Origin of the sequence: Streptomyces sp. NPDC047079 (genome assembly GCF_040643755.1) — a bacterium.
In the GTDB taxonomy this organism is placed as follows: Bacteria; Actinomycetota; Actinomycetes; order Streptomycetales; family Streptomycetaceae; genus Streptomyces.
In genome coordinates this window covers 209,502-233,294 of sequence record NZ_JBEYUZ010000009.1, presented here as the reverse complement: position 1 = coordinate 233,294, position 23,793 = coordinate 209,502, and the positions used below count along the sequence as shown (strand labels likewise).

Below are 23,793 nucleotides of genomic sequence, written 5' to 3'. Positions count from 1 at the left end.
GCGGCGGCAGTTGGACGCCGTCCCGGGGTTCACTCGCCGAAGGCCGCGGCAGCACGGGCCGAGGGGACCGCTGCCGTCAGCCCCTCCAGCCGTTTGATCTTCCTCCGCACCGCGTACAGCGGAATCACGCCGAAGACCCCGAACGACATGTCGATCAGCGACCACCAGAAGGGGATGTGGCGGACCGGCCCGCAGACCAGGGCGAGCGGGACGATGCCCGCGCAGGCGATCATCCCGAACTCGACGACCCAGATGTTGCGGACGGGATCGCGGTACGGCCCGTAGAACGCCACCGCGATCACGAGGTGAGCGAACGCCAGCCAGTCCGTGCCGTACAGCACGAAGGGGTACTCGGCGTCGGTGGCGTCGAGGCCCCGGCGTACACGTTCGATCCAGTCCATGAGGGCGGGGAGGTGCCGAGGCACCGACAGGGACGTGAGCAGATCCTCGGTCCAGCGCAGTTCGTGCACCAGGGGGAAGGCCGTGGCGCCACTGAGCACCAGACAGACGACGAAGAAAACCAACCAGGCGCGGATGCCCTTCACAAGGGCGGCTCTGTCGCTCATGCCCGAAGCCTACGGGGCGAGTTGAACGTGTTCAAAAGTGGGGGACGGCAGGGGCGGGGTTCTGCACGACGATGGCCACCTTGCGCAACGGCACAACCATGAGGGCGGGGCCAGTCGTCCTCTCCCTAGGAGTCCGACGGAGGGGATGAGGGCGCAGCCATGCCGACGAGTCACCAGATCACCCCGCCCCGCGGCCGCGGGACGCTCCGCACCACGCTTCTCCTCGCCCTGGCCGTGGCGGTGCTCGGGATGGCCGGCCTGGGGTGGATCTCCCTCAAGCTGAACGGCAACATCGGCACCTTCGACGCGGGAGGCCTCTCCAAGGACCGTCCCCCCGCGGGCTCGTCCCAGGGCGAGAACGTGCTCGTCATCGGCTCGGACGCGCGCACCGGCGGCAACGACGCGCTCGGCGGCGGTGACAGGAACGACGTGGGCCGCTCCGACACCGCGTTCCTGTTGCACATCTACGCCGACCGCAGGCACGCCCTGGCCGTGTCGATTCCGCGTGACACCCTGGTGACCATCCCGCCCTGCCGGCTGCCCGACGGCAGCTGGACCGAGCCGCAGACCGACACGATGTTCAACGCGGCCTACTCCGTCGGCAACACCGCCAAGGGCAACCCCGCCTGCACCCAGAACACGGTCGAGAACCTGACCGGTCTGCGCGTCGACCACACCGTCGTCGTGGACTTCAAGGGCTTCGCCGCGCTGACGGACGTGGTGGGCGGGGTACGGGTGTGCCTCCCGCAGGACATCTACGACAAGGACCTCAACCCCAACCGCGCCACCCGTGGCCACCTGCTGTTCCAGAAGGGCGAGCAGACGGTCCTCGGGCAGAAGGCGCTGGACTACGTACGTATACGGCACGGCATCGGCGACGGTTCCGACATAGGCCGGATCAAGCGTCAACAGGCGTTCGTGGCCGCCCTGCTCAAGAAGGTCAGGAGCGAGGGGCTCACCCCGGCCAAGCTGCTGCCGCTCGCCGACGCCGCCACGAAGTCGATGACCGTCGACCCGGAGCTCGGCACGGCCGACAAACTGGTCGCGTTCGCCATGTCGTTGCAGAACGTCGATCTGCACCACACCAAGTTCGTCACCATTCCCTGGCGTTACCGGGGTTCCCGGGTCGCGGTCGTCGAGCCGGACGCCTCCGAGCTGTGGGCCGCGCTCAAGGCGGACCGTACGTTCGACGGCAAGGGCGACGGCGGCGGAAAGGGCCGGACGACGGCGACCGCCTCCACGGCGCCGGGCCCCGGCACGAGCGCCTTCGGGCAGGGCATCGACGTGGCCGTCTACAACGGCACCACGATCCGGGGCCTCGCAGCCCGCGCCGCGTCGGCACTCACCGCGCGCGGCTTCACGGTCACCGACACCGCCAACGCGAGCACCCAGGACCACACCGCGACGGTCATCGAGTACGGCACCGGCCGAAAGACCCAGGCCGAAAAGGTCGCCGCCCTCTTCCCCGGCGCCCGGCTCGAGCCCCTCGACGGCACGGGCGTCAACGTGGTTCTCGGCCGGACCTACGCCCCACACGGCACCCCTGCCTCACCGACACCGGTCGCCGTCCCCTCCTCGGTGGCGAACGACGCCCGGTCGGCGGACGACGACCCGTGCTCCGACCTGACGTACGGGTCGGGCGGCTAGTGCCCAGGCAGGCAACGTTCGCCCCGTGGCGACCTCCGGCACGCTCCCCACCGCCGCACCGACCGAAAGCCCAAGTACGTGCAGTACGAGGACCGCGGAAGTCGCGACGACGGGAAGTGAGACGGGCAGGCCTAGGACCGGGTGCCTCTGCCGGGTGTGGGGACGACGGTGGACCTGCTCGCCGACGGCTCGCCCCGTCCCGGGGCCGGTGTCGTCGACGGCCGGCGGGTGGGGATCGCCGAGCCGCTCCGGCTGCCCGACGGGTCGGCCCGGGGCCTGCCGGTCGGACTGGGCCCGGCGGGCTCGGGCCGTTTCGGCACCGAGGGAGAGGCCGACGGGCTCGGCAGCGCCGGGCGGCCGCTCGCGGGCGGGGGCGCCAGCGGAGCCACGGGGGAGGCGGGTGCCTCGGGTGTCGCCAGACGCAGCGGCAGCGCGATGAGGGCGGCGACGGCACAGGTCACGCCGACCCCGGCCGCGGCACGGAGCACACGGCGGCGGGCCGCGGCACGGCGGATCGCCTCGTACCGGCCGGGGGGCGCGCCGAGGTAGTCGGAGCCGGGCCGCAGGATCACCGCGAGGGGGTCGTCGGGTTCGAACTCCGGGCCGTCGTCAAAGCGTGTGGTCAAGGCTTCTCCTCAGATGGACGCGGAGCAGTTCTCGGGCCGCGTGGAGGTCGGCCTTGACGGTTCCTTCCTTACGCCCGGTCAGCACGGACACCTCCCGGATCGGCATGTCAGCGTAGTAGTGCAGCAGGATCGGGACGCGCAGCCGTTCCGGCAGGGACTGCACGAGCAGGCGCACCGAGGGATCGGCCTGCTCGGGGTGGGGGCGTAGGGCGACTTCGGAGGTGACCCGGTGCACGGCTCTGCGCTCGCGCTCCAGCTTGCGCCAGTGGTCCCGGACGAGGTTGGCCGCGGTGACATAGAGGAAGCCGCGGGGCTCCTCCACGGACGTCCAGCGGGCCCAGAGCCGGGTGAACGCCTCCGAGGCGATCTCGTGTGCCGTGTCGTCGTCGTCGACGAGACGGCGGCACCAGCCGGCGAGGCGCGGGTAGAGGGCGGCGAACAGCTCGGAGGCCGCCCTGTCACGGGACCGTTTCAACGCTCTCCATGGTCGTGAGGGAACTCGCAGGGAAGGACCCCGGGCCGTCGGCGTACGTTCCTTCGGCCCGGGATCCACGACGGCGGGTCAGGGGCGGGTGGCGCTCGACGCGGAGCTGAGCGCGGCGAAGACGATCACGTTGTCGAGGTACCCGTCGCCGGTACGAGGGCCGCCGCAGGTGATGAGCCGCAACTCCGGGCGGTCCACGTTCCCGTAGACGTCGTCCGCGGGAAAGTCCGCCTTGGCGACCGTGCGTACGGCTGCGGCGGTGAACACCGCCGCCGTGCCGTTCTCCAGGCGCGCCTCGATCCGGTCGCCCCGGCGCAGCCGCGCGAGGTGACGGAAGACCCCGTCCCCGTAGGCGCCTACCGTGACATGGCCCAGGATGACCGACGGGCCGATCTGGCCCGGTGTCGGCGAGTGCCGGTACCAGCCCGCCCGGTCGTGTGCCGTGACCGGTGGCACCTGCACCCCGCCGTCCGGTGCCAGCCCCAGCCGGAGGACGGGGGTGTCGACCCCGATGGCCGGGACCAGCAGCCGCACGGGGATCGAACGGGCCAGGGCCCGCACGGCCTTCCCGGAGGCCGGCGAAGGCGCCGACGTGGCCTGGGGGTCCGCGGTCGCGGCCCGGTGGGTCCGGGGGCCGCCGCAGCCCGCGAGCAGCGAGGCCGTCGCCGCGGTGACGAAGGCGCGCCTGGAGAGGGGCGTCATGCCCCGGTCGCCCGCCGGCGGCGCACGACGAGGACCGCCGCACCGCCCGCGACCAGCGCCGCGGCGCCGCCGCCGATCAGCCCGCCCTCGGCCCCGGAGCGCGGGGAGGGGGCGGCAACTCCGGTGTCGGGCGCGCCCTTGGGTACGACGGACACCTGACCCCGGGCCGACGGCCGGGCCGGTGCGGCGCTCGAAGCGGCGGAATCCCTGGTCGGTGCGGCGCTCGGTGCGGTGGAATCCCTGGTCGGCGAGGCGCTGGGAGCCGGGGCGGCGGTGGCGCCCGGGCGGCGCGTGGGTACCGGGCTCGGGCTGGTCGCGTCGGCGAACGCGGGCACGGTGCCCGCCAGCACGGCGGTGCACGCGAGTGCCAGGCCGCTGAGGACAGTTCGGCGCATGGAGTCGCTCTCTTTCGTCGGTCCGCCCGTTGTCGGCGGGCTGGGGAACGGATCGAGCGGAGAGACGAGGCAGCGACGAAGCGGGTTGTAAAGAGGAGGCAAAGTCGCCGGGGGCTGCCATCCGCCGAAGGCGAGGTGCTGGGCAATGGCAGGCACCTGCCGTGGCACGGCGAACGCAACAGGCGCAAGCCGGTGGCCGACACGGCGGCGGCCACCGGCTGGGGCGCCTCAGATCAGGCCAGCAGCTGACGGAGCACGCCGACGGATATGGCGTTGAGCTCCTTCGTCAGGCCGGTCTGAGTGCGCACGGTGTCCGCGGCCCAGTCGGCACCGGCCTGCGAGGCCTGCTCCTGGACACGCACCGCGGCGACCACCGACTTCTCACAGGCATCGACGACAGCGCGGCCTGTCTGCCTGACGGCGTGACGGTACTTGTCCTGGATGTCCGCCAGGTCGCGTACCGCAGCGCCGAAGGTGACGCCGTACTCCTCTGCTCTCATGCCCTCCATGAATACCTCCTCTGGGGTGTGCCTTTCTTGGACGGCCCTTCCCCCGCGGGCCGCGGGGGAAGGGAGTTGGCGGTTCACATGTCGAGGCCTCCGTTGACCCCCCAGACCTGTCCGGTGATGTAAGCGGAGGCGTCGTCGGCCAGGAAGCGCACCAGCCGGGCCACCTCCTCGGGACGACCGAGCCGGCCCAACGGCACCTGGCCGACGATGCGGTCGAGCACCTTGGCCGGGATGTGCTCCAGCATCTCGGTGGCGATGAAGCCGGGGGTGATGGCGTTGACCGTGATGCCGGTTCCGTACGGGTCCTGGCGGCCGGTCTTGGCCAGCTGGAAGGCGGCCTCCCGGGCGAGGGTCTTGGTCAGGCCGAACAGACCGGACTTGGTGGCCGCGTAGTTGGCCTGGCCGATGTTGCCCGTCTCGCCGATCACCGAGGAGATCATCACGATCCGGCCCGAGCCCTGTTCGACCATGCGGCCGAGCGCCGCCTGCGCGAGGTGGAAGGGGCCGGAAAGGTTGACGTCCAGCACCTGCTGCCAGTCGTCGTCGGTCATCGTCGCCACGGTGCGGTCGATGGTGATGCCGGCGTTGTTGACCAGCACGTCGATCCGGCCGTGTCGTTCGATCACGTCGGCGACCAGGCGGCGGCAGTCCGCCGCGGAGCCGACGTCCGCCTGGTGGGCGCTGACCCGCTCGTCGTCCGCTCCGAACTCGGTGCGGCACTGATCGACGAAGTCGCGGGCGCGCCGGGTGTTGCCGGCATAAGCGGCGGCGACGGTGGCTCCCGCACCGGCCAGGCTGCGGCTGATGGCGGCGCCGATGCCGCGGGTGCCGCCGGTGACGAGGGCGACCCGGTCCTGAAGGCTCCGGTCGGCGGCGGCGGTGACGAAGGGGGCGGTGATGGTCACGAGGTGCTCCTTGAGGGGGTGGGGCCCGAGCGGACGGCCAGCCAGCCGGCGATGTCGGGCCAGATCCGGTGACGGGCCTTGGACCCGGCCATCAGGCCGATGTGCCCGCCCGGTCGGTCGAAGTGTGTGACGTCGGGACTGCCGACGCGGTCGAGGAAGGGCAGAGTGCCCGCGCGCGGGGCTATGTGGTCCTCCGCGGCGGTCACCACGAGGACGGCGGCGTCGATCCTGGCGGGGTCGACTCGCCGGCCGCGCAGCCGCAGGGTGCCTGCGGCGAAGCGGTTGTCCTGGTACAGCCAGGTGATCCACTCGCAGTAGGCGCGGGCCGGGAACGGCGGGTTGTCGGCGACCCAGCGCGCCATCGACTGGAAGGCCTCCCGGTCGACGGTGCCCTGGTCCACCTGGTCCCACAGCCTGCGGTACGTGGTCACGTAGTTGCCCACCGGCTTGAGCATCTTGTTCGCCCAGTCGATGGCGTGACCGGGGATGACCCGCAGGTCCGCGAGAGCGGTCACGTCGTAGCTGTCGGCCGTGACCCACTGCCGGTACACCGAGCCCTCGGTGTCGAAGGGCATGGTCAGCAGGACGGTGTTGGCCACCGGACCCCGCGGGTGCAGCGCCGCGTACATCGCGGTGAACGCCGCGCCCATGCACCAGCCGACCAGGGACACCCGGTCGCTGCCGGAGCTGCGCAGCACCCGCCGTACGGCCCAGTGCAACTGGTCGCAGACGTAGTGCTCCAGGCCGCGGTCGGCGTCCTCCTCGTCGGGTACGCCCCAGTCGAGCAGGTAGACGTCGAATCCGTCGGCAAGCAGGAACTCCACGAAGGAGTTTCCCGGCCGCAGGTCGAACACGTCCGGCCGGTTGATCAGCGCGAACACCAGCAGCACCGGAACAGGGTGGCGGCGCCGATCGCTGCGGTAGCGGTAGAGCGTGGTCGTGCGGTGGGTCCAGACGACATCGCGGGGAGTGGCCGCGATGTTCGCCTCGTCCACGGTAAGGATCAGGTTGGCGGCCTCGGCCACCACCCGGGCGCCGCGCAGTGGATGACGAGTGGTCACGGCCCGGCCTCCTCCTTGGCCGCCCGGTCCGCCAGCTGGTCGCGCAGGTCCTCGACCTCCTGCAGGACTTGCTCCAACTTGTCCTCGCTTCGGGCGAGTTGGCGGCCGAGCCGCGTCACGTCGGCCCGCCCCGCCAGCCGCATGTTGCGCAGTATCAGGTCGCAGGTCTCGCCGCCGATCCGGGTCAGGGCGGCGAAGTTGCCGGCGGTCAGTCCCAGCAACTCGGCGAAGGCGCTGCCCGAAACCAGTTGTTCGGTGGCTTCGGCGGCCTGCTGCTCCATGGCCTCGTACCAGTCACGGAAGGGCTTCTGGGCCCCGTCGCGGATCGTGTTCTCGGCGCCCATCACAGGCCTCCCTCACGCTCGAACAGTGCGGCGATGCCCTGGCCGCCGCCGATGCACATCGACACCACGGCGTAGCGGCCGCCGATGCGGCACAGCTCGTGCAGGGCCTTCACGGTGAGCACGGCGCCGGTGGCCCCGACGGGGTGGCCGAGCCCGATGCCGCTGCCGTTGGGGTTGGTCCGCTCCGGCGGCAGCCCCAGCTCCCGGACCACGGCCAGGGCCTGGGCGGCGAACGCCTCGTTGACCTCGTAGACGTCGATGTCGTCCACCTTCAGGCCGGTGTCCTCCAGCAGGCGGCTGATCGCGGGGGACGGTCCTATGCCCATGTAGGCCGGCTCGACTCCGACGTGGCGGTACGCCACCAGTCGGGCCAGCGGCTCCAGGCCGCGCTCCTCGGCGACGGCCGCGTCGGCCAGGACGAGGGCCGCGGCGGCGTCGTTGATGCCCGAGGCGTTGCCCGCGGTGACGGTGCCCCCGGGCTTGAAGGCCGGGCGCAACTTGGCGAGGTCGGCCTCGGCGATGCCGGGTCGCGTGTGCTCGTCGGTGGTGACCTTGGTCGTGCCCTTGCGGGCGGGGACCTCCACGGGGACGATCTGGCCCACGAAGCGGCCCTCTGCGGTCGCGGCGGCGGCCCGGTGGTGGCTGGTGAGCGCCAGCTGGTCCTGGTCCTCGCGGGAGATCTCCCAGCGCTCGGCGACGTTCTCGGCGGTGATGCCCATGTGTACGTGGTCGAAGGGGTCGGTGAGCGCCGCGACCATGGCGTCGAGGATCTGGCCGTCCCCCATCCGGGCGCCCCAGCGGGTCTGCGGAAGCCAGTAGGGGCCACGGCTCATCGCCTCGGCACCGCCGCCCACGGCCACCTGGCAGTCGCCCAGCGCGATGCTCTGGGCGGCCGAGACGACGGCCTGCAGGCCGCTGCCGCAGAGCCGGTTGACGTTCATCGCCGGGACCGACACCGGCAGTCCGGCCCGTACGGTGGCCACCCGTGCCAGGTACAGGTCGCGCGGCTCGGTGGGGATGACGTGGCCGAAGACCACCTGCCCGGTGTCCTCGGGGGCCAGGCCGCTGCGCTCCAGCGCCTCGCGGGTGACCAGGGTGGCCAGGTCGGCCGGGGGGACGCCGGCGAGTGCGCCACCGAACTTTCCGATGGGGGTGCGGACACCGCTCAGGACGACGATGCCGCGGCTGTTGTGCTGCTGCATGGGGATACCTGTTCTCTTGCGTGGACTCAATGGGTGGGGTGGGTCACGGCGGCGGTCAGGGCGGCCATCACGTCCGGTTCGCCGAGCGTCGTGACATCACCGGTCTTCTGACCGGTGAGCAGGTCGCGCAGCAGGCGGCGCATGATCTTCCCGGACCGTGTCTTGGGCAGGCCCGCGGCCCAGACGACCCTCTTGGGCCGGGCCAGCTTGCCGATGCGGACCGAGATGTGCTCCCGCAGCTCGGCCTCCAGCGCCGCGTCGCCGGGGCGGCCGCCGGTCGGCGTCACGAAGACCACCACGGCCTGGCCGGTGAGCTCGTCGGGGATCGCGACCACGGCCGCGTCGGCGACGGCGGGGTGCGCGGCCACGGCCGACTCCACCTCGGCGGTGGACAGCCGGTGACCGGAGACGTTGATCACGTCGTCGGTGCGTCCGAGGATCCAGAAGTGTCCGTCCTCGTCCCGCCGGGCGGCGTCGCCCACCAGATAGGTGTCCTTGCCGAAGCGGGAGAAGTAGGTCCTCAGGTAGCGCTCGTCGTCGCCGTGCAGGGTGCGGAGCATGCTGGGCCACGGCTCGGTGAGGACCAGCAGCCCGGTCCCGGTGGTCACCGGGGTGCCGTCGGCGTCGAGGAGTTCGGCGGACACGCCCGGCAGCGGACGGGTGGCCGATCCCGGCTTGGTGTCGGTGGCCCCCGGCAGTGGGGCGATCATGATGCTGCCGGTCTCGGTCTGCCACCAGGTGTCCACGATCGGACAGCGACCGCCTCCGATCACCCGGTGGTACCAGTGCCAGGCCGTGGGGTTGATCGGCTCGCCGACGCTGCCCAGCAGCCGCAGCGAGGACAGGTCGTAGCGGCCCGGCAGCTCCTCGCCCCAGCTCATGGCGGCCCGGATGGCGGTGGGCGCGGTGTACAGGTGGGTGACGCCGTAACGCTCCACCAGCTCCCACCAGATCCCCTTGTGGGGGTGGTCGGGCGCTCCCTCGAAGAGCACCGAGGTGACCCCGTTGGCCAGCGGGCCGTACACCAGATAGCTGTGACCGGTGATCCAGCCGATGTCGGCGGTGCAGAACCAGACGTCCCGCTCCGGGGTCAGGTCGAAAACGACCCGGTGGGTGTAGGTGACGCCGGTCAGATAGCCGCCGGTGGTGTGGACGATGCCCTTGGGCGCGGCGGTGGAGCCCGACGAGTACAGGATGAACAGCGGATGCTCGGCCTGCAGCGGCATGGCGGGGCACTCCGGGTCGGCCGCCGCGCACAGGTCGGCGTACCAGCTGTCGCGGCCTGGCCGCATGGGGCACGGCGCCCCGGCCGCGCCGACGACCACGACGTGCTCGAGGTCGGGCAGGGCCTTCAGGGTCTCCTCCAGCGCCTGCTTGACCGGGGTGACGCGACCCTTGCGGCGGGCGCCGTCAACGGTCACCAGCACCCTCGCCCCGCAGGCCGCCATCCGTTCGCCGACCGCCTGCGGAGCGAAGCCGCCGAAGACGACGTTGTGAACGGCGCCGATGCGGGCGCAGGCGAGCATCGCCACGATGGCCTCGGGGATCATCGGCAGGTGGATGCCGACCACGTCGCCCGCGGCGACACCGAGCCCCTTCAGCACGTTCGCGAACCGCTGCACTTCGGCGAGCAGCCCCGCGTACGTCAGGGTGCGCGTCTCGCTTTCCTCGCCGTGCCAGTGGTAGGCCACGCGGTCGCCGAGCCCGGCGGCCACATGGCGGTCCAGACAGTTCGCCGAGGCGTTGAGCGCGCCGTCGGTGAACCACCGGTGGAATGGTGCCTGGGTGTCGTCCAGCACGGTGGTGAACGGCTTGTCCCAGGACAGGCGGCGGGCCTGTTCCGCCCAGAAGCCCAGCCGGTCGGTGGCGGCCTGCGCGTAGAGGGCTTCGGCGTCCTCCTGCGGCCGTCGGGCAAAGGCGGACGGCGCGGGGGAGGGAGGTCCGGCTGTCGTCGGCCGGTCGCTCTGCGGGTGCCGAGTGCGGTCCGTCACGGTGTTGCTCCTCTGCCGTGGGGGTGGTCGTGGCCCCGCCGATGTCGGTGCTCGGCGGAATGCCTGGTTACGACCGTGCGCCCGCCGTCGTCCGGCTGGAAGGGCGCTGCGACGGGCCGCGCGCAGGACGCGACGAGCGGTCCCTGCGGCGCGACGAGCGGTCGCCCGGGCGGTGGACGGCACGGAGGGCCGCGTGGTCGTACGGTGAGTACGTGATCGGTGTCCACCCGGCCGGGATCAGGCATCGGCGCAACCCGCTCAGAGCCGGCGGCGCCGACGTGGCCGTCGTGTTGCGGTCCGCCCGGCGGATGGCCGACGAGCTCGCCGGCGGCCTCACGCCGCAGGCCGCCGACCGGGTCGCACGCCGGGCACGCAAGCTGCTGGACGCCGACGGGGTCGTCCTTTGCGACCTGTCGGGCCCGCTCGGCACCGCGGGGAAACTGCACGCGGACGTACGCGAGCTGGCGGACCGCGCCCTCGCCGACGGCCGCCCGGTGCGCGCCGGCGGTGCCGTCGCCGCGCCGCTGCTCACCGGAGCGGAACCGATGGGCGCGCTGGTGGCGGACGGTGACGAGGTCGCGGCCGAGCAGGTGGAGGCGCTCGCCGACTGGCTCGGTGAGGCCCTGGAGCGAGCCGTGCTGGGCCTTGCCAGGGAGGAACTCGCGCTGGCCGAGCTGAGCCGCCTGCGCGCCCAGATCTCGCCGCACTTCATCTACAACGCGCTGTCCGCCATCGCGTCCCTGGTGCGCTCCGACCCTGAGCGGGCGCGGGACCTGCTGGTGCAGTTCTCCGAGCTGGCCCGCTACTCCTTCTCCGGGCGCGGCCAGTTCACCACCGTCGCCGAGGAGTTCCGCGCCATCGAGGTGTACCTGCAACTCCAACGGGCCCGCTTCGGCCCCCGGTTGTCGACCTCGGTGCGGGTCGCGCCCGAGGTCCTCCCGGCGACGTTGCCGTTCCTCACCCTTCAGCCGCTGGTGGAGAACGCGGTCCGGCACGGCATCGAACGAAAGCCGGGCGGGGGGACGGTGACCGTCACGGGCGCCGCGGTCGGGCCCGACTGCACCATCACCGTCGAGGACGACGGCGCGGGCATGGACCCGGAGCTGGCAGAAGCGGTACTGGCCGGGCGAGGCGAGCGCTCCGGAATCGGTCTCGCCAACGTCGACCAGCGGCTTCGCACCCTGTACGGCCCGGAACACGGACTGGTGGTGGAGACCGCGCCCGGCGCGGGCACCCGGGTCACGCTCCGGGTACCGCTGTCCTCCCCCGGGATGGCGACGAGATGACCAAGGAGTTGTCCGTCCTGGTGGTCGAGGACGAGCCGCTCACCCTCGACGAACTGGTGCACCTGCTGCACCGTGTCCCGGGAGTGGGACAGGTGGCCACCGCCCCGGACACGGTGTCCGCGCTCAGGCTGCTGCGGCATCAGGAGTTCGACGCCGCCTTCCTCGACATCGGCATGCCGGGACTCGACGGCATGGAGCTGGCCGGGCTGCTCTCCCGGCTGGCGCGGCCGCCCGCCGTCGTCTTCGTCACCGCCTCGCAGCAGCACGCGGTGGACGCCTTCGGGATCGGAGCCGTGGACTACCTGCTGAAGCCCGCCTCGGCCGACCGGGTGCGGCAGGCACTCGACCGGGTCCGCCGGGTCCGCGCCGTCCCGGCCCCGTCTGCCGCCGCCGTGCCCGAACCGGCCGACGACCTGGCCGTCCTCAAAGTGGAGTCGGGGGGCCGCACCCGGTACGTGCGACGGGAGCAGGTGCGGTTCGTGGAGGCGCACGGCGACCATGTCCGGCTGGATACCAGGGACGGCCGGTTCCTGGTCCGCATGCCGCTGTCCGCGCTGGAACGGAGCTGGTCCCGCGCCGGTTTCCTGCGGGTGCACCGCGGCTATCTGCTCGCTCTGCGCGCCGTGGAGGACCTGCGGACCGACGCAGTGGGCCAGCTGGTCGCCCATACCGCGGGCGGCGACGTCCCGGTCAGCCGCCGCCACGCCCGGCAGCTGAAGGAGCAGTTGTTCACCGCGGCCCGGGAGGGCCGGTTCGGCAGGGTCAGGCCATGAGCCGACAGCGCCGCGTCGCGGTGGTGAGCCCCCAGACCCGGCTGGCGCTGGCGAGACGGACGGCCGCCGGCCGGCACCTGGTGCTGCCGCCGGACTTCGACGCGCCGGCCGCCCGGCGCGCCTTTCGGCGTCAGCGCCGGCTCGCCGGCGTCACGGTGCTGGCCTTGGCCGCACTGCTGGCGGCCCTGCCGCTGCTGATCGCCACCGTGCCGCAGCTGGGCAGGATCCGGTGGGCCGGCATCCCCCTGTCCTGGCTCGTTGTCGGCGTGTTCGTCCATCCGCTGCTGCTGCTCGCCGCCGTGGGTCTCCTGCGCCTTGCCGAGCGGGCGGAGCGGACCCGATGACCGTCGCCCTGATCGCCGTGGTGGCGCTGGCTGCCCTGGGGATCGGGATGTTCAGCGTTCGGGTGGTGCGTACCTCGGCCGACTTCCTGGTCGCCGCCCGCAGCGTCTCCCCTGCGCTGAACGGCGCGGCCATCGCGGGCGAGTACCTCTCGCTGGCCTCCTTCCTCGGCGTCGCGGGCCTGGTTCTGCAGAGCGGTGTCGGGGTGCTCTGGTATCCGGTGGGCTTCACCGCGGGGTATCTCGTGCTGCTGATCGCGGTCGCGGCGCCACTGCGGCGCTCCGGCGCCTACACCGTGCCCGACTTCGTGGAGAACCGGCTCGGTTCGCCGCCCGTCCGGCGCCTGGCGGGCATGGCCGTGCTGCTCATCGGCTGGACGTATCTGGTGCCGCAGTTCCAGGGCGCCGGCCGCGTCCTGGCCCGTTTCGGTGGTGTCCCTTACCCGCTGGCCGTGCTGCTCGCCGGAACCGTCGTGGCCGGGACCGTGGCGCTGGGCGGCATGCGCTCGGCGACCTACGTCCAGGCCTTCCAGTACGCCGTGAAGCTGCTCTTCCTGGCCGTGCCCGCACTGGCGCTGATCATCGCCGTCGGGCCGGCGGGGCGGTCCGCGGCCGTCCACCCTGAGCGGGGCACCCACTTCCGGCATGCGACCACCGTCGAGTTCCATGCGCCGGCGGTCCTTCGGGTGCGTGCCCCGGTCACCGTCACCGTCGGCGACCGGGCGGCCACCTGGGCGCCGGGACGGCATGCCGTAGCGGACGGCGCACGGGTGCGCTTCCCCCAAGGGGCCGCGGTTCCCGAGGTGCGCGGCGCCCCGGAACTGGGCGGAGCGGCCTGGCGCACGCCCCTCCTGCACCTGCCCGGCGGCACGCACCCCCTGTTCCAGACGTGGTCGCTGCTGCTGGCCACGGTCTTGGGCACCGTGGGCCTGCCGCACATCCTGGTACGACTGCACACCAGCCCGGACGGCACGGCCGCGCGCCGCGCGGTCGTGGTCACCCTGGCCCTGCTCGGCCTCTTTTACCTCGCTCCTGCCGTGTACGGGCTGCTCGGGCGGACGACGGTCCCGCAGCTGTACCTCACCGGGCCCACCGACACGGTGGCCCTGGTCCTGCCCGCGGCGGTGCTGGGGCCGCCATGGGGCGCCGCGCTGTCGGCGGCCGTCGCGGCCGGCGCCTACGCGGCCTTCCTGGCCACCTCGTCCGGGCTGCTGCTGGTGCTGGCCGGCGGCATCGGCCACGACCTGCGCACAGGCTCACTGCGCGACCTGCGGGTGACGGTCGTGGTGGGGGCCGCGGTGGGGGTGCTGCTGGCGCTTCCGGCGCGGCCTGTGGAGCTCAACGTCCTGGTCGGCTGGGCTTTCGCCATCTCCGCCTCGACGCTCTGCCCCCTGCTGCTCCTCGGCATCTGGTGGCGTGGGCTGACGGCGGCCGGTGCCGGTGCCGGACTCGTCGTCGGCGGGGTGACGGCCGCAGGCGCTGCCGTGGCCTCCGCGCTGGGCGCCGCCCCCGCGGGCTGGACGGGGGACCTTCTCCTTCAGCCCGCCGCCTGGTCGGTCCCGCTGTCCTCCGCGGTCATGGTCGTCGTCTCCCTGCTGGGGCGGCCTCCCACCGGCGCGGAAGACCTCATGCTGGCCATGCACGTACCCGAGTCCGTGGAGACGGCCCGGTGGGGGCGTTGACGTCTGCGGGCGGCCGACCGTTCGTCGTGCTCCGGCGACCGTTCGTCGTACCCCGCCCCCCACCGGTCGGACCGTCCTTGCCCGCGCGGCGCGCCGCGGAACACGGTGGCCGCACCGGCACACACGACGGAAGGCGTTTCATGGACCTCCTCCTCATCGGCCCGCCCGGCGTGGGCAAGGGCACCCAGGCCGCCCGGCTGCGGCAGGCGCTGGGCATCCCTCACCTGTCCACCGGGGACCTGCTGCGCCGCCATGTCGCGGAAGGGACCGCGCTCGGCGCCGCCGCCGGCGCACACATGCGGCGGGGGGAGCTCGTCCCGGACGCGCTGGTGACCGAGATGACCCTGGAGCAGATCCTCGGCCCCTCCTGTTCGGCGGGCGTAATACTGGACGGCTTCCCTCGCACCCCCGCGCAGGCCGAAGCCCTCGACACCGCGCTGGCCGGCCACGCGCGGCGGCTCGCTGTGGTCCTCCACCTCACCGCCCCCGATCAGACGCTGCTGCGCCGCCTGACCGGACGCCGAACCTGCGCGGGCTGCGGGGACAGCTACCACCCCGACACCAGGACGCCGCGCACCCACGGGCAGTGCGACAGCTGCGGGCAGCCACTCGTCCAGCGCGCCGACGACACGGCGGAGACCGCGCGCACGCGCCTGGCGGTCCACACCCGGCAGACGCAACCGCTGCTCGCGCGCTACCGGCTGGCCGGCGTCCTTCACGAGATCGACGGCTGCGGAGACCCCGGCGACGTCACCCGGCGTCTCCTGGCCGTTCTCGCTCTGCGCGCTGCGGGCTCCTCGGCCCTTTGAGCCTTTGCTCGACCGGCGGAACGGCTGAAGCGGGGGCTCTGCGGAGTCCGGGGCATCCTGGCAGCATCCCGTCCCCACGGCCGGACAGTCGACGCCGCGTCGAGCGGCCCCACGGCAACCCGGCACCCCGTCAATCGGGTTGTGCACGGGCGGGGCTGCCGCGGCACACGACGCGCGGCGGCCCCGCACGGGACAACTCCCGTACGGGGCCGCGCCGGTGTCCTACCGGTGCTACGCGTCCAGCGACGTCATCACGTGCTTGATGCGCGTGTAGTCCTCGAAGCCGTACCCCGACAGGTCCTTGCCGTAGCCGGACTTCTTGAAGCCGCCGTGCGGCATCTCCGCGACCAGCGGGATGTGCGTGTTGATCCACACACAGCCGAAGTCGAGCGCCTTGGACAGACGCATCGCCCGCGCGTGGTCCTTCGTCCACACCGAGGAGGCCAGGGCGTAGTCGACGCCGTTCGCGTACTCGATCGCCTGCGACTCGTCCGTGAAGGACTGGACCGTGATGACCGGGCCGAAGACCTCGTTCTGGACGATCTCGTCGTCCTGCTTGAGGCCCGAGACGACGGTCGGGGCGTAGAAGTAGCCCTTGTCGCCGACCTGGTGGCCACCGGCCTCGACCTTGGCGTGCGCGGGCAGGCGCTCGATGAAGCCGGAGACCTGCTTGAGCTGGTTCGGGTTGTTGAGGGGCCCGTAGAGCACGTCCTCGTCGTCCGGCCGGCCCGTCTTCGTCTCGGCGGCGGCCTTCGCGAGCGCGGCCACGAACTCGTCGTGGATGGACTCGTGGACGAGGACGCGGGTGGCGGCCGTGCAGTCCTGGCCGGCGTTGAAGAAGCCCGCCACCGAGATGTCCTCGACGGCCTTGGCGATGTCGGTGTCCTCGAAGACGACGACCGGCGCCTTGCCGCCCAGCTCCAGATGGACGCGCTTGAGGTCCTTGGACGCGGACTCGGCGACGGACATGCCGGCGCGGACCGAACCGGTGATGGACGCCATCGCCGGGGTGGGGTGCTCCACCATCATGCGGCCGGTGTCGCGGTCGCCGCAGATGACGTTGAAGACGCCCTTGGGCAGGATCGAGCCGATGATGTCGGCGATCAGGACCGTGGACGCCGGGGTGGTGTCCGACGGCTTCAGCACGACCGTGTTGCCCGCCGCGATCGCCGGGGCGAACTTCCACACGGCCATCATCATCGGGTAGTTCCAGGGGGCGACCTGCGCACAGACGCCGACCGGCTCACGGCGGACGATCGAGGTCATCCCCTCCATGTACTCGCCGGCCGAACGGCCCTCGAGCATCCGGGCCGCGCCCGCGAAGAAGCGGATCTGGTCGACCATCGGCGGGATCTCCTCGGAGCGGGTCAGGCCGACCGGCTTGCCCGTGTTCTCCACCTCCGCCGCGATGAGTTCCTCGGCGCGCTCCTCGAAGGCGTCAGCGATCTTGAGGAGGGCCTTCTGGCGCTCGGCGGGCGTGGTGTCGCGCCAGGCCGGGAAGGCCGCGGCGGCGGCCGCCATCGCGGCGTCGACGTCCGCCTGCCCGGACAGCGGGGCGGTCGCGTACGCCTCGCCGGTGGCAGGGTTGACCACCTCGGTGGTCCGACCGTCGGCGGCGTCACGGAATTCGCCGTCGATGTAGTTGCGCAGACGACGCAGCTCGGTGCTCACTGCGGGCCCTCCAAGTTCGGGTGTCCAATCGCTGAGACTCCACCCTAATCCGAGGGGCCACGTTTTCAACAGCCCCGGTCGCATGACTGCTGCGAAATCCGCAAGGATCCCTCACCGAAACGACGAATTTCATCGATCGAGCCTTGCGAAACTGTCGAGACGTCGTGCACAGTGAGGTCGTGGCCAGTCGAAGCGCAGACCAGAGGGACTCCCGCGAGTCCAGGAACGGCGGTCCCCAGCTGGACGCCGTCTCCCTCGCCATCATCGAGCAGCTCCAGGAGGACGGCCGCCGGCCGTACGCCGCGATCGGCAAGGCCGTCGGCCTGTCGGAGGCGGCCGTGCGCCAGCGCGTCCAGAAGCTGCTCGACCAGGGCGTGATGCAGATCGTCGCCGTCACGGACCCGCTCACCGTGGGATTCCGCCGGCAGGCGATGGTCGGGATCAACGTCGAGGGCGACGTGGAGTCCGTCGCCGACGCGCTGACCGCCATGTCCGAATGCGAGTACGTGGTGATGACCGCAGGCTCGTTCGACCTGATGGTGGAGATCGTCTGCGAGGACGACGACCACCTGCTGGACGTCATCAACAAACGCATCCGGGCCCTCCCCGGAGTGCGCTCCACCGAGAGCTTCGTCTACCTCAAGCTCAAGAAGCAGACCTACATGTGGGGAACCCGATAGCCGTGAGTACCAAGGACCTCAGCAAGACCGCGTACGACCACCTGTGGATGCACTTCACCCGCATGTCCTCGTACGAGAACGCGCCCGTGCCGACCATCGTGCGGGGCGAGGGCACCTACATATACGACGACAAGGGCAAGCGCTACCTCGACGGTCTCGCCGGTCTGTTCGTGGTCCAGGCGGGCCACGGCCGCACCGAGCTGGCCGAGACGGCCTTCAAGCAGGCACAGGAACTGGCGTTCTTCCCGGTGTGGTCCTACGCCCACCCGAAGGCCGTGGAGCTGGCGGAACGTCTCGCCCACCACGCGCCCGGCGACCTGAACAAGGTCTTCTTCACCACGGGCGGCGGCGAGGCGGTGGAGACGGCCTGGAAGCTGGCCAAGCAGTACTTCAAGCTGGTCGGCAAGCCCACCAAGCACAAGGTCATCTCGCGTGCGGTCGCCTACCACGGCACCCCGCAGGGCGCCCTGTCCATCACCGGCCTGCCGGGCCTGAAGGCTCCCTTCGAGCCGCTGGTGCCGGGCGCGCACAAGGTCCCGAACACCAACATCTACCGCGCGCCGATCTTCGGTGACGACCCGGAGGCGTTCGGTCGCTGGGCCGCGGACCAGATCGAGCAGCAGATCCTCTTCGAGGGCCCGGAAACGGTCGCCGCGGTCTTCCTGGAGCCGGTGCAGAACGCGGGCGGCTGCTTCCCGCCCCCGCCCGGCTACTTCCAGCGGGTCCGCGAGATCTGCGACCAGTACGACGTGCTGCTCGTGTCGGACGAGGTCATCTGCGCCTTCGGCCGCCTGGGCACCATGTTCGCCTGCGACAAGTTCGACTACGTCCCGGACATGATCACCTGCGCCAAGGGCATGACCTCCGGCTATTCCCCGATCGGCGCCTGCATCGTCTCCGACCGCCTGGCCGAGCCCTTCTACAAGGGTGACAACACCTTCCTGCACGGCTACACCTTCGGCGGCCACCCGGTGTCGGCCGCGGTGGGCCTGGCCAACCTCGACCTGTTCGAGCGCGAGAACCTCAACCAGCACGTGCTCGACAACGAGGCCGCGTTCCTCACCACGCTCCAGAGGCTGCACGACCTGCCGATCGTCGGCGACGTCCGCGGCAACGGCTTCTTCTACGGCATCGAACTGGTCAAGGACAAGCACACCAAGGAGTCCTTCAACGAGGAGGAGACCGAGCGCGTCCTGTACGGCTTCCTGTCCAAGGCGCTCTACGACAACGGCCTGTACTGCCGTGCCGACGACCGCGGCGACCCGGTCGTCCAGCTCGCCCCGCCGCTGATCTCGGACCAGGGGACGTTCGACGAGATCGAGCAGATCCTGCGCGCGACGCTGACGGAGGCGTGGACCAAGCTCTGACCCGCCCGACCGTCCGATCGTCCGGCTGGATGACTCATCCGTCTGGATGATCAACGAACGGCCCCGTGCCGCCCGTTCGAGTGAGAAACGGCGGTCCGGGGCCGTCGCTGTCCCCGGCTCCGGGCGCAGTCTGCCTAGCGTGCGATGTGACCGATCGCCCCTGCCTTCGTTCCCCCGAACGGGTCCCCCGGAAAGGGACCGGGTCGGGAAAACGGATCAGAACCGAGGTGTACGCGATGGTGGCCCCGCCGGACAACGATGTGCTCTGGGCACACGCCCTGCGCTTCCAGCACAATGGCTCCCCCGCTCTCTGCGGTGTCTCCCTGGGGGTCCGCGAGCGCGAGATCCTGGCCGTCACCGGCCCGCGAGGGAGCGGCAAGACAACCCTCCTTCAGTGCCTGGCCGGGCTGCTGCCCGTCCAGCGGGGCGAGGTGTGGTTCAACAGCACGCCGGTGCACACCATGGGCTCGTTCGGCCGTGAACGGCTGCGCCGTGACCGCTTCGGCTGGATCGACCCCGTGCCCTTCCTCGTCCCCGAGCTGAACGCCTGGGAGAACGCCGCCCTGCCGCTGCTGCTGCGCGGCACCGCCCGACGCCAGGCCAAGACCACCGCCCTGGAGTGGCTGGAGCGGCTGGACATCGGCGGCAGCGCCCGCAAGCGCCCGGACGAGCTGGTCGCGGCCGAACGCCAGCGGCTCGCCGTGGCGCGGGCACTCGCCGCGTGCCCGACCGTGCTCTTCGCGGACGAGCCGACCGCCACACTGCACCGCTCCGACGGTGCCCAGGTGCTGCGCACGCTCACCGCGGCGGCCCGCTCGCACGGCATCACGGTCGTCCTGGCCACGCTTCATCCGGACGTCGCGGCCCTCGCCGACCGCACGGTGTCCCTGCTGGACGGGCGGCGCGTGACCACGGTCCAGCTGCCGCCGGTCCCGGAAACGGAAGGCCGGGCGGCGTGCTCGCTCTCCGCCTAGCCCGAAGGGCCCACCCCCTGGTCCAGCTCTGCCGGCTCCTGGTCGCCGCGGCCTCGGCCGGCACGGGCTTTCTGCTGCTGTGCACGCTCGGGTACGCCTTGGGGCATCCGGAGGCGCCGGCCGCTTCGGTGCTGCGACTGGTCTGGTGCCTCGGGCCGATCGCCGCCACGGTGTACCTCGCGGTCGCCGTCGCCCGCACGGACCCCGGCACCCGCCCCCACTCCCATCTCGCCGCCATCGGTCTCGGCCCCGCCCGGCTGATGGCCATGTCGGCACTGACCACGGCCCTGTCGACCACCATCGGCTCGCTGCTGGCGTTGCTGGCCTTCCTGCACGTGCGCGGCGATCTGCCCGGAACGCCCTTCGACGGCGTGGCTGCCGGGTTCCTCGCCGCGGACCAGCCGCTGCCGCTGCCCGCGGCGCTCACCCTGCTCGCGGTGGTGCCGCTCGTGGCGTCCGCGGCGAGCGCGGTGGCCCTGGGACCGAAGGACGGGTGGCGGCGCCGCGCGGGGAGCCGGGGCGAGGCACAGGCCGCCCCCGGTGCCGACGACGCCCATGAGGAACAGCCCGCCGGTCTCCCGGCCGAGGTCACGGCCTCCGGCCTGCCTCCCGCGGCCCGGCCCGCGCCGAGCGGACTGCCCTGGGGTGTGGCCGCGATCGCCGCGGGACTCGCCGTGGAGACGCACGCCAGTGGTACGGGCGGGGCACCGCGCCTCCACCTGCCCGGCGGTCTGGCGGGCGGGCCCGCCGGGGTCCTGGCGGGCTGGGCGCTGACCGCGCTGGGGCTGGCACTCGCCGGGCCCGCCGTCGCGCACCTGTGCGGCCGGCTGCTGGACTCCGCGCGCCCGGGAGCCGTACGGCTGCTCGCGGGGCGAGGACTCCAGCAGGAGGCGCGGCGGATCGGGCGGCCGCTCGGCGTGGTGTGCGCGGTGGCCTCGGGGACGTACGCCATGTCGGCGCCGTACGCCGGCGCGCGTCTGTCCTTCGGGCCGCTCACCGCGCTCGGTGCGGTGCTCGTGGCGGGGTGCGCGCTGGCGACGCTGGCGACGGCGGTGGTCGAGGTACGGCAGGCGCGCGCGGGCACGGTCGCCGCGCTGGTGCGGCTGGGCGCGCCGACCACGCTGTTGCGCACCGCGGCGCTCCTGCGGGCCGGCGGGCTGGCACTGGTGTTCGTGCCGCTGACGTGGGTGGTCGCGGAACTGGCGGCGATGCCGCTGAGGGGCTGAGCGGGCCCGCGAACACTCCCGGAGGAATTTTCGCCAGCGCCGATGAGTTCCGCCGCGGCCCTGGGTCTCTACTTCCGTACGGACCGCCACATCACCGGGAGAGACCGCTCATGTACCAGCAGATGATCTTCGTCAACCTGCCCGTCGTCGACGTCGAGGCATCGAAGAAGTTCTTCACGGAACTGGGCTACACGATCAACCCGCAGTTCACGACGGACGACTGCGCCTGTGTCGTCATCAGCGACACGATCATCGCGATGCTGCTGAGCAAGCAGCGCTACGCCGACTTCACCAAGAAGGAGATCGCGGATGCGACACGGACCAGCGAGGTGCTGCTGTGCCTCAGCGCGGAGAGCCGGGAGAAGGTCGACGAGCTGGTGGACCGGGCGCTCGCGGCGGGCGGCTCGATCGGCGGCGAGCCGCAGGACCACGGCTTCATGTACGGCCGTTCCTTCGACGACCTCGACGGCCACACCTGGGAGATCACGTGGATGGACCCCGCGGCGGTCCAGGGCTGAGCCCCCGCAGGTGAACGGCGGTGCCACTGCGGGGGGCGGGGTTGCTTCGGCGGCGTTTCAAACGTCTGGGCGGTTAATGACCAGGCAAAGACGGGGGTCATGCCGGACATCGGCGTTGACACCGCTCAGCCGCCGCTTATAAACCTGTGAGCCTCACGGGGACGGTGTTGTTGCGTCAACGTCCCTGGAACCCCCCCCGCAGTTGCGCATCACGTGAAGGGCAATCGTGTCCATAACCTCCCGCACCGCACGATCGGTGCGCATTCTCGGCGTCACCTCCGCGGCCGCCGCGCTGGCTCTCGGCGTCGCCGGAAACGCGCTCGCCTGTAACATCCGTGACTTCTCGGCCGTCGCGTCCTGCGACGCGAACGGGAAGGGCGTCATCACCGTCAAGGACATAGACGCCTCCGGCAAGGCGGCGACCGTCACCGTCTACCTCGAGTCGAACGGCGCCGACGAGAAGAAGGTCGGCGAGCAGACGGTCATCGGCTCCAAGGACGGCGCGACCGTCACCTTCTCGGAGGACTGGGCGCCCAAGGCCCAGTACCGCGTCCACGTCAACGCCAACGGTGGCCAGGTCGACGAGGACATCTCGCCGAACCTGACCACCCCGGACAAGGCCTGCGAGACCTCGCAGACCACCGCGCCGGCCACCACTCCCCCGACCTCGCCCACCCCGAAGCCGTCGGCCACGGCGAGCTCGTCGGCCACCCCGTCGGAGTCGGGGAGCACCCCTCCCGCCGCCACCGGGGACAACACCCCCTCGCCCGCGGCGGGGACCTCCAACCTGGCCGAGACCGGTGCCGGCTCCAGCACTCCCATGATCGCCGGTATCGCCGCCGGTCTGGTCGTCATCGGCGGTGGCGCGGTCTTCTTCGGCATGCGCCGTCGTGGCGCGTCGAAGACCAACTGACGCGCACGTCACCACCGTACGCGCAAGCGGCCCGCCCCCTGCCGGGGCGGGCCGCTCCGCATGTCCGGCCGGAGTGCCGTCATCCGCCTACACGCCGGACGCGTTCCCGAGGACGACGACCTCCGCCACGTCGAACACGACTCCTGCCTCGTCCCCGGGTTCCGGTGCCGCCCGCAGCGGACATGCCGCCTCCAGCGCCGGAGCCCGCTCGGGTTGCAGCCGTACGGCGACGTGGGTGCCGCGGAAGGTGCGTGCGGTCACGGTACAGCGCAGGCCCTCGGAGACGGGTACCAGCCGTACGCCGGCGGGCCGGACGAGCAGGGCGCCCGGTCCCTGCGCAGAGCCTTCGGGGACGGGGAGCTTGCCCCACGGCGTGTCCGCGGCCTCCCCGGAGACCGTCGCCACCACCACGTTGTCGAAGCCGAGGAAGCGGGCCACGAACGCGTCCGCGGGCCGCTGCCAGACTTCAAGGGGCGTACCGGACTGGGCGATTTGTCCGTCACACATCACGACGACCCGGTCCGCGAGGGCGAAGGCCTCGCCCTGGTCGTGGGTGACCGCGAGCACGGTCGTGCCCAACTTCCGGAACAGCTCGCGCAGTTCGACGACAAGGCGCTCGCGCAGCGAACGGTCGAGCTGGCCCAGGGGTTCGTCCAGCATCAGCACCCGCGGCCGGGGCGCGAGCGCGCGGGCGAGCGCGACCCGCTGCTGCTCGCCGCCGGAAAGCGCGGCGACGGGCCGCCGGGAGGCCCCCGGCAGCCCGACGAGGTCCAGCAACTCCTCGACGCGCGCCTCCCGTTCGGCGCGCGAGATCCCCTGCATCCGCAGCCCGAAGGCGACGTTGCCGCCCACGTCCCGCTGCGGGAACAGCTGATGGTCCTGGAACATCAGCCCCACCCCGCGCCGGTGAGCGGGCACCCCGGCCAGATCGCGGCCGTCGAGGAACACCCGCCCCGAGTCGAGCGGTTGCAGCCCCGCCACGGTCCGCAGCAGCGTCGACTTGCCGCCGCCGCTGGGCCCGAGCACGCACACCACCTCGTGCTCGGCGACCTCGAGGTCGACTCCGTCGAGCGCGGCGCGCCCCCCGAATCGTACGGCCGTCCGCTCCAGCCTGAGCATCG

General features: G+C 72.1%; 25 protein-coding genes. 12 read left to right on the top strand and 13 right to left on the bottom strand.

The window, feature by feature from the left end; translation table 11 throughout:
* Window positions 1–29 precede the first annotated feature (29 nt).
* Entirely contained in the window at window positions 30–566 is a 537-nt protein-coding gene (locus ABZ823_RS15485) for a hypothetical protein (RefSeq protein ID WP_361659266.1), read from the bottom strand.
* Window positions 567–725: 159 nt separating this feature from the next.
* Here ABZ823_RS15485 and ABZ823_RS15480 point away from each other — a divergent pair, with 159 nt between their 5' ends.
* Window positions 726–2,213, top strand: a complete 1,488-nt coding sequence (locus ABZ823_RS15480; protein WP_361659263.1) for an LCP family protein — start codon at window positions 726–728, stop codon at window positions 2,211–2,213.
* Window positions 2,214–2,344: 131 nt separating this feature from the next.
* Here the strand turns inward: ABZ823_RS15480 and ABZ823_RS15475 are convergent, their stop codons facing one another.
* The 10 genes from ABZ823_RS15475 to acs form a co-directional block, all read right to left on the bottom strand.
* Window positions 2,345–2,839, bottom strand: coding sequence for a hypothetical protein (locus ABZ823_RS15475; protein ID WP_361659261.1), 495 nt, complete (start codon window positions 2,837–2,839; stop codon window positions 2,345–2,347).
* On the bottom strand, window positions 2,823–3,314 hold the full coding sequence (locus ABZ823_RS15470; RefSeq protein ID WP_361659258.1) for an RNA polymerase sigma factor: 492 nt from the start codon (window positions 3,312–3,314) through the stop codon (window positions 2,823–2,825). Before ABZ823_RS15470 ends, ABZ823_RS15475 begins: the two co-directional genes overlap by 17 nt.
* Before the next feature lie 87 nt (window positions 3,315–3,401).
* Window positions 3,402–4,025: a class F sortase gene (locus ABZ823_RS15465; protein WP_361659255.1), complete on the bottom strand. Its 624-nt coding sequence runs from the start codon at window positions 4,023–4,025 to the stop codon at window positions 3,402–3,404.
* A complete protein-coding gene (locus ABZ823_RS15460; protein ID WP_361659252.1) occupies window positions 4,022–4,420 on the bottom strand; it encodes a sortase-dependent protein in 399 nt (132 codons plus the stop codon). Before ABZ823_RS15460 ends, ABZ823_RS15465 begins: the two co-directional genes overlap by 4 nt.
* 233 nt (window positions 4,421–4,653) lie before the next feature.
* Window positions 4,654–4,929: a hypothetical protein gene (locus ABZ823_RS15455; protein ID WP_361659249.1), complete on the bottom strand. Its 276-nt coding sequence runs from the start codon at window positions 4,927–4,929 to the stop codon at window positions 4,654–4,656.
* Between the two features lie 74 nt (window positions 4,930–5,003).
* Window positions 5,004–5,834, bottom strand: coding sequence for a 3-oxoacyl-ACP reductase FabG (gene fabG, locus ABZ823_RS15450; RefSeq protein WP_361659246.1), 831 nt, complete (start codon window positions 5,832–5,834; stop codon window positions 5,004–5,006).
* Window positions 5,831–6,895 carry an alpha/beta fold hydrolase gene (locus ABZ823_RS15445; RefSeq protein WP_361659244.1) on the bottom strand — a complete coding sequence of 355 codons (1,065 nt, stop codon included), beginning with the start codon at window positions 6,893–6,895 and terminating at the stop codon, window positions 5,831–5,833. Before ABZ823_RS15445 ends, fabG begins: the two co-directional genes overlap by 4 nt.
* A complete protein-coding gene (locus ABZ823_RS15440) occupies window positions 6,892–7,239 on the bottom strand; it encodes a hypothetical protein (protein WP_361659241.1) in 348 nt (115 codons plus the stop codon). The genes ABZ823_RS15445 and ABZ823_RS15440 overlap by 4 nt, the downstream gene beginning before the upstream one ends.
* The gene (gene bktB / locus ABZ823_RS15435) at window positions 7,239–8,441 is read right to left on the bottom strand and encodes a beta-ketothiolase BktB (RefSeq protein ID WP_361659238.1); all 1,203 of its coding nucleotides are present in this window, start codon (window positions 8,439–8,441) and stop codon (window positions 7,239–7,241) included. Before bktB ends, ABZ823_RS15440 begins: the two co-directional genes overlap by 1 nt.
* Window positions 8,442–8,467: 26 nt before the next feature.
* Window positions 8,468–10,432, bottom strand: a complete 1,965-nt coding sequence (gene acs / locus ABZ823_RS15430) for an acetate--CoA ligase (protein WP_361659235.1) — start codon at window positions 10,430–10,432, stop codon at window positions 8,468–8,470.
* 29 nt (window positions 10,433–10,461) lie between these two features.
* Between acs and ABZ823_RS15425 the strand changes: the two genes are divergently transcribed.
* The 5 genes from ABZ823_RS15425 to ABZ823_RS15405 all read left to right on the top strand — a co-directional run bounded on the left by ABZ823_RS15425 (window position 10,462) and on the right by ABZ823_RS15405 (window position 15,323).
* Entirely contained in the window at window positions 10,462–11,718 is a 1,257-nt protein-coding gene (locus ABZ823_RS15425; RefSeq protein WP_361659233.1) for a histidine kinase, read from the top strand.
* A complete protein-coding gene (locus ABZ823_RS15420; RefSeq protein ID WP_361659230.1) occupies window positions 11,715–12,491 on the top strand; it encodes a LytTR family DNA-binding domain-containing protein in 777 nt (258 codons plus the stop codon). Before ABZ823_RS15425 ends, ABZ823_RS15420 begins: the two co-directional genes overlap by 4 nt.
* Window positions 12,488–12,835 carry a hypothetical protein gene (locus ABZ823_RS15415; RefSeq protein ID WP_361659228.1) on the top strand — a complete coding sequence of 116 codons (348 nt, stop codon included), beginning with the start codon at window positions 12,488–12,490 and terminating at the stop codon, window positions 12,833–12,835. The genes ABZ823_RS15420 and ABZ823_RS15415 overlap by 4 nt, the downstream gene beginning before the upstream one ends.
* Complete coding sequence (locus ABZ823_RS15410) at window positions 12,832–14,514, top strand: cation acetate symporter (protein WP_361659225.1); 1,683 nt, start codon at window positions 12,832–12,834, stop codon at window positions 14,512–14,514. Before ABZ823_RS15415 ends, ABZ823_RS15410 begins: the two co-directional genes overlap by 4 nt.
* 140 nt (window positions 14,515–14,654) lie before the next feature.
* Window positions 14,655–15,323 (top strand): adenylate kinase, encoded by a 669-nt coding sequence (locus ABZ823_RS15405; protein ID WP_361659222.1) that lies wholly within the window; start codon window positions 14,655–14,657, stop codon window positions 15,321–15,323.
* A 231-nt stretch (window positions 15,324–15,554) separates the two neighbouring features.
* Here the strand turns inward: ABZ823_RS15405 and ABZ823_RS15400 are convergent, their stop codons facing one another.
* Window positions 15,555–16,994 (bottom strand): gamma-aminobutyraldehyde dehydrogenase, encoded by a 1,440-nt coding sequence (locus tag ABZ823_RS15400; RefSeq protein ID WP_361659219.1) that lies wholly within the window; start codon window positions 16,992–16,994, stop codon window positions 15,555–15,557.
* 164 nt (window positions 16,995–17,158) lie between these two features.
* On the opposite strand from ABZ823_RS15400, the gene ABZ823_RS15395 reads away from it, so the two are divergent.
* The 6 genes from ABZ823_RS15395 to ABZ823_RS15370 all read left to right on the top strand — a co-directional run bounded on the left by ABZ823_RS15395 (window position 17,159) and on the right by ABZ823_RS15370 (window position 22,672).
* Entirely contained in the window at window positions 17,159–17,674 is a 516-nt protein-coding gene (locus ABZ823_RS15395; RefSeq protein WP_361659217.1) for an Lrp/AsnC family transcriptional regulator, read from the top strand.
* A complete protein-coding gene (locus ABZ823_RS15390) occupies window positions 17,659–19,041 on the top strand; it encodes an aspartate aminotransferase family protein (RefSeq protein ID WP_361659214.1) in 1,383 nt (460 codons plus the stop codon). Before ABZ823_RS15395 ends, ABZ823_RS15390 begins: the two co-directional genes overlap by 16 nt.
* Before the next feature lie 236 nt (window positions 19,042–19,277).
* Window positions 19,278–20,015 carry an ATP-binding cassette domain-containing protein gene (locus ABZ823_RS15385; protein ID WP_361659211.1) on the top strand — a complete coding sequence of 246 codons (738 nt, stop codon included), beginning with the start codon at window positions 19,278–19,280 and terminating at the stop codon, window positions 20,013–20,015.
* The gene (locus ABZ823_RS15380) at window positions 19,997–21,241 is read left to right on the top strand and encodes a hypothetical protein (protein WP_361659208.1); all 1,245 of its coding nucleotides are present in this window, start codon (window positions 19,997–19,999) and stop codon (window positions 21,239–21,241) included. Before ABZ823_RS15385 ends, ABZ823_RS15380 begins: the two co-directional genes overlap by 19 nt.
* Window positions 21,242–21,351: 110 nt before the next feature.
* On the top strand, window positions 21,352–21,759 hold the full coding sequence (locus ABZ823_RS15375) for a VOC family protein (RefSeq protein WP_361659206.1): 408 nt from the start codon (window positions 21,352–21,354) through the stop codon (window positions 21,757–21,759).
* Between the two features lie 226 nt (window positions 21,760–21,985).
* Window positions 21,986–22,672 carry an LAETG motif-containing sortase-dependent surface protein gene (locus ABZ823_RS15370; RefSeq protein ID WP_361659203.1) on the top strand — a complete coding sequence of 229 codons (687 nt, stop codon included), beginning with the start codon at window positions 21,986–21,988 and terminating at the stop codon, window positions 22,670–22,672.
* A gap of 87 nt (window positions 22,673–22,759) precedes the next feature.
* Here ABZ823_RS15370 and ABZ823_RS15365 read toward each other — a convergent pair whose 3' ends face one another.
* The gene (locus ABZ823_RS15365) at window positions 22,760–23,791 is read right to left on the bottom strand and encodes an ABC transporter ATP-binding protein (protein WP_361659200.1); all 1,032 of its coding nucleotides are present in this window, start codon (window positions 23,789–23,791) and stop codon (window positions 22,760–22,762) included.
* Window positions 23,792–23,793: the final 2 nt, after the last annotated feature.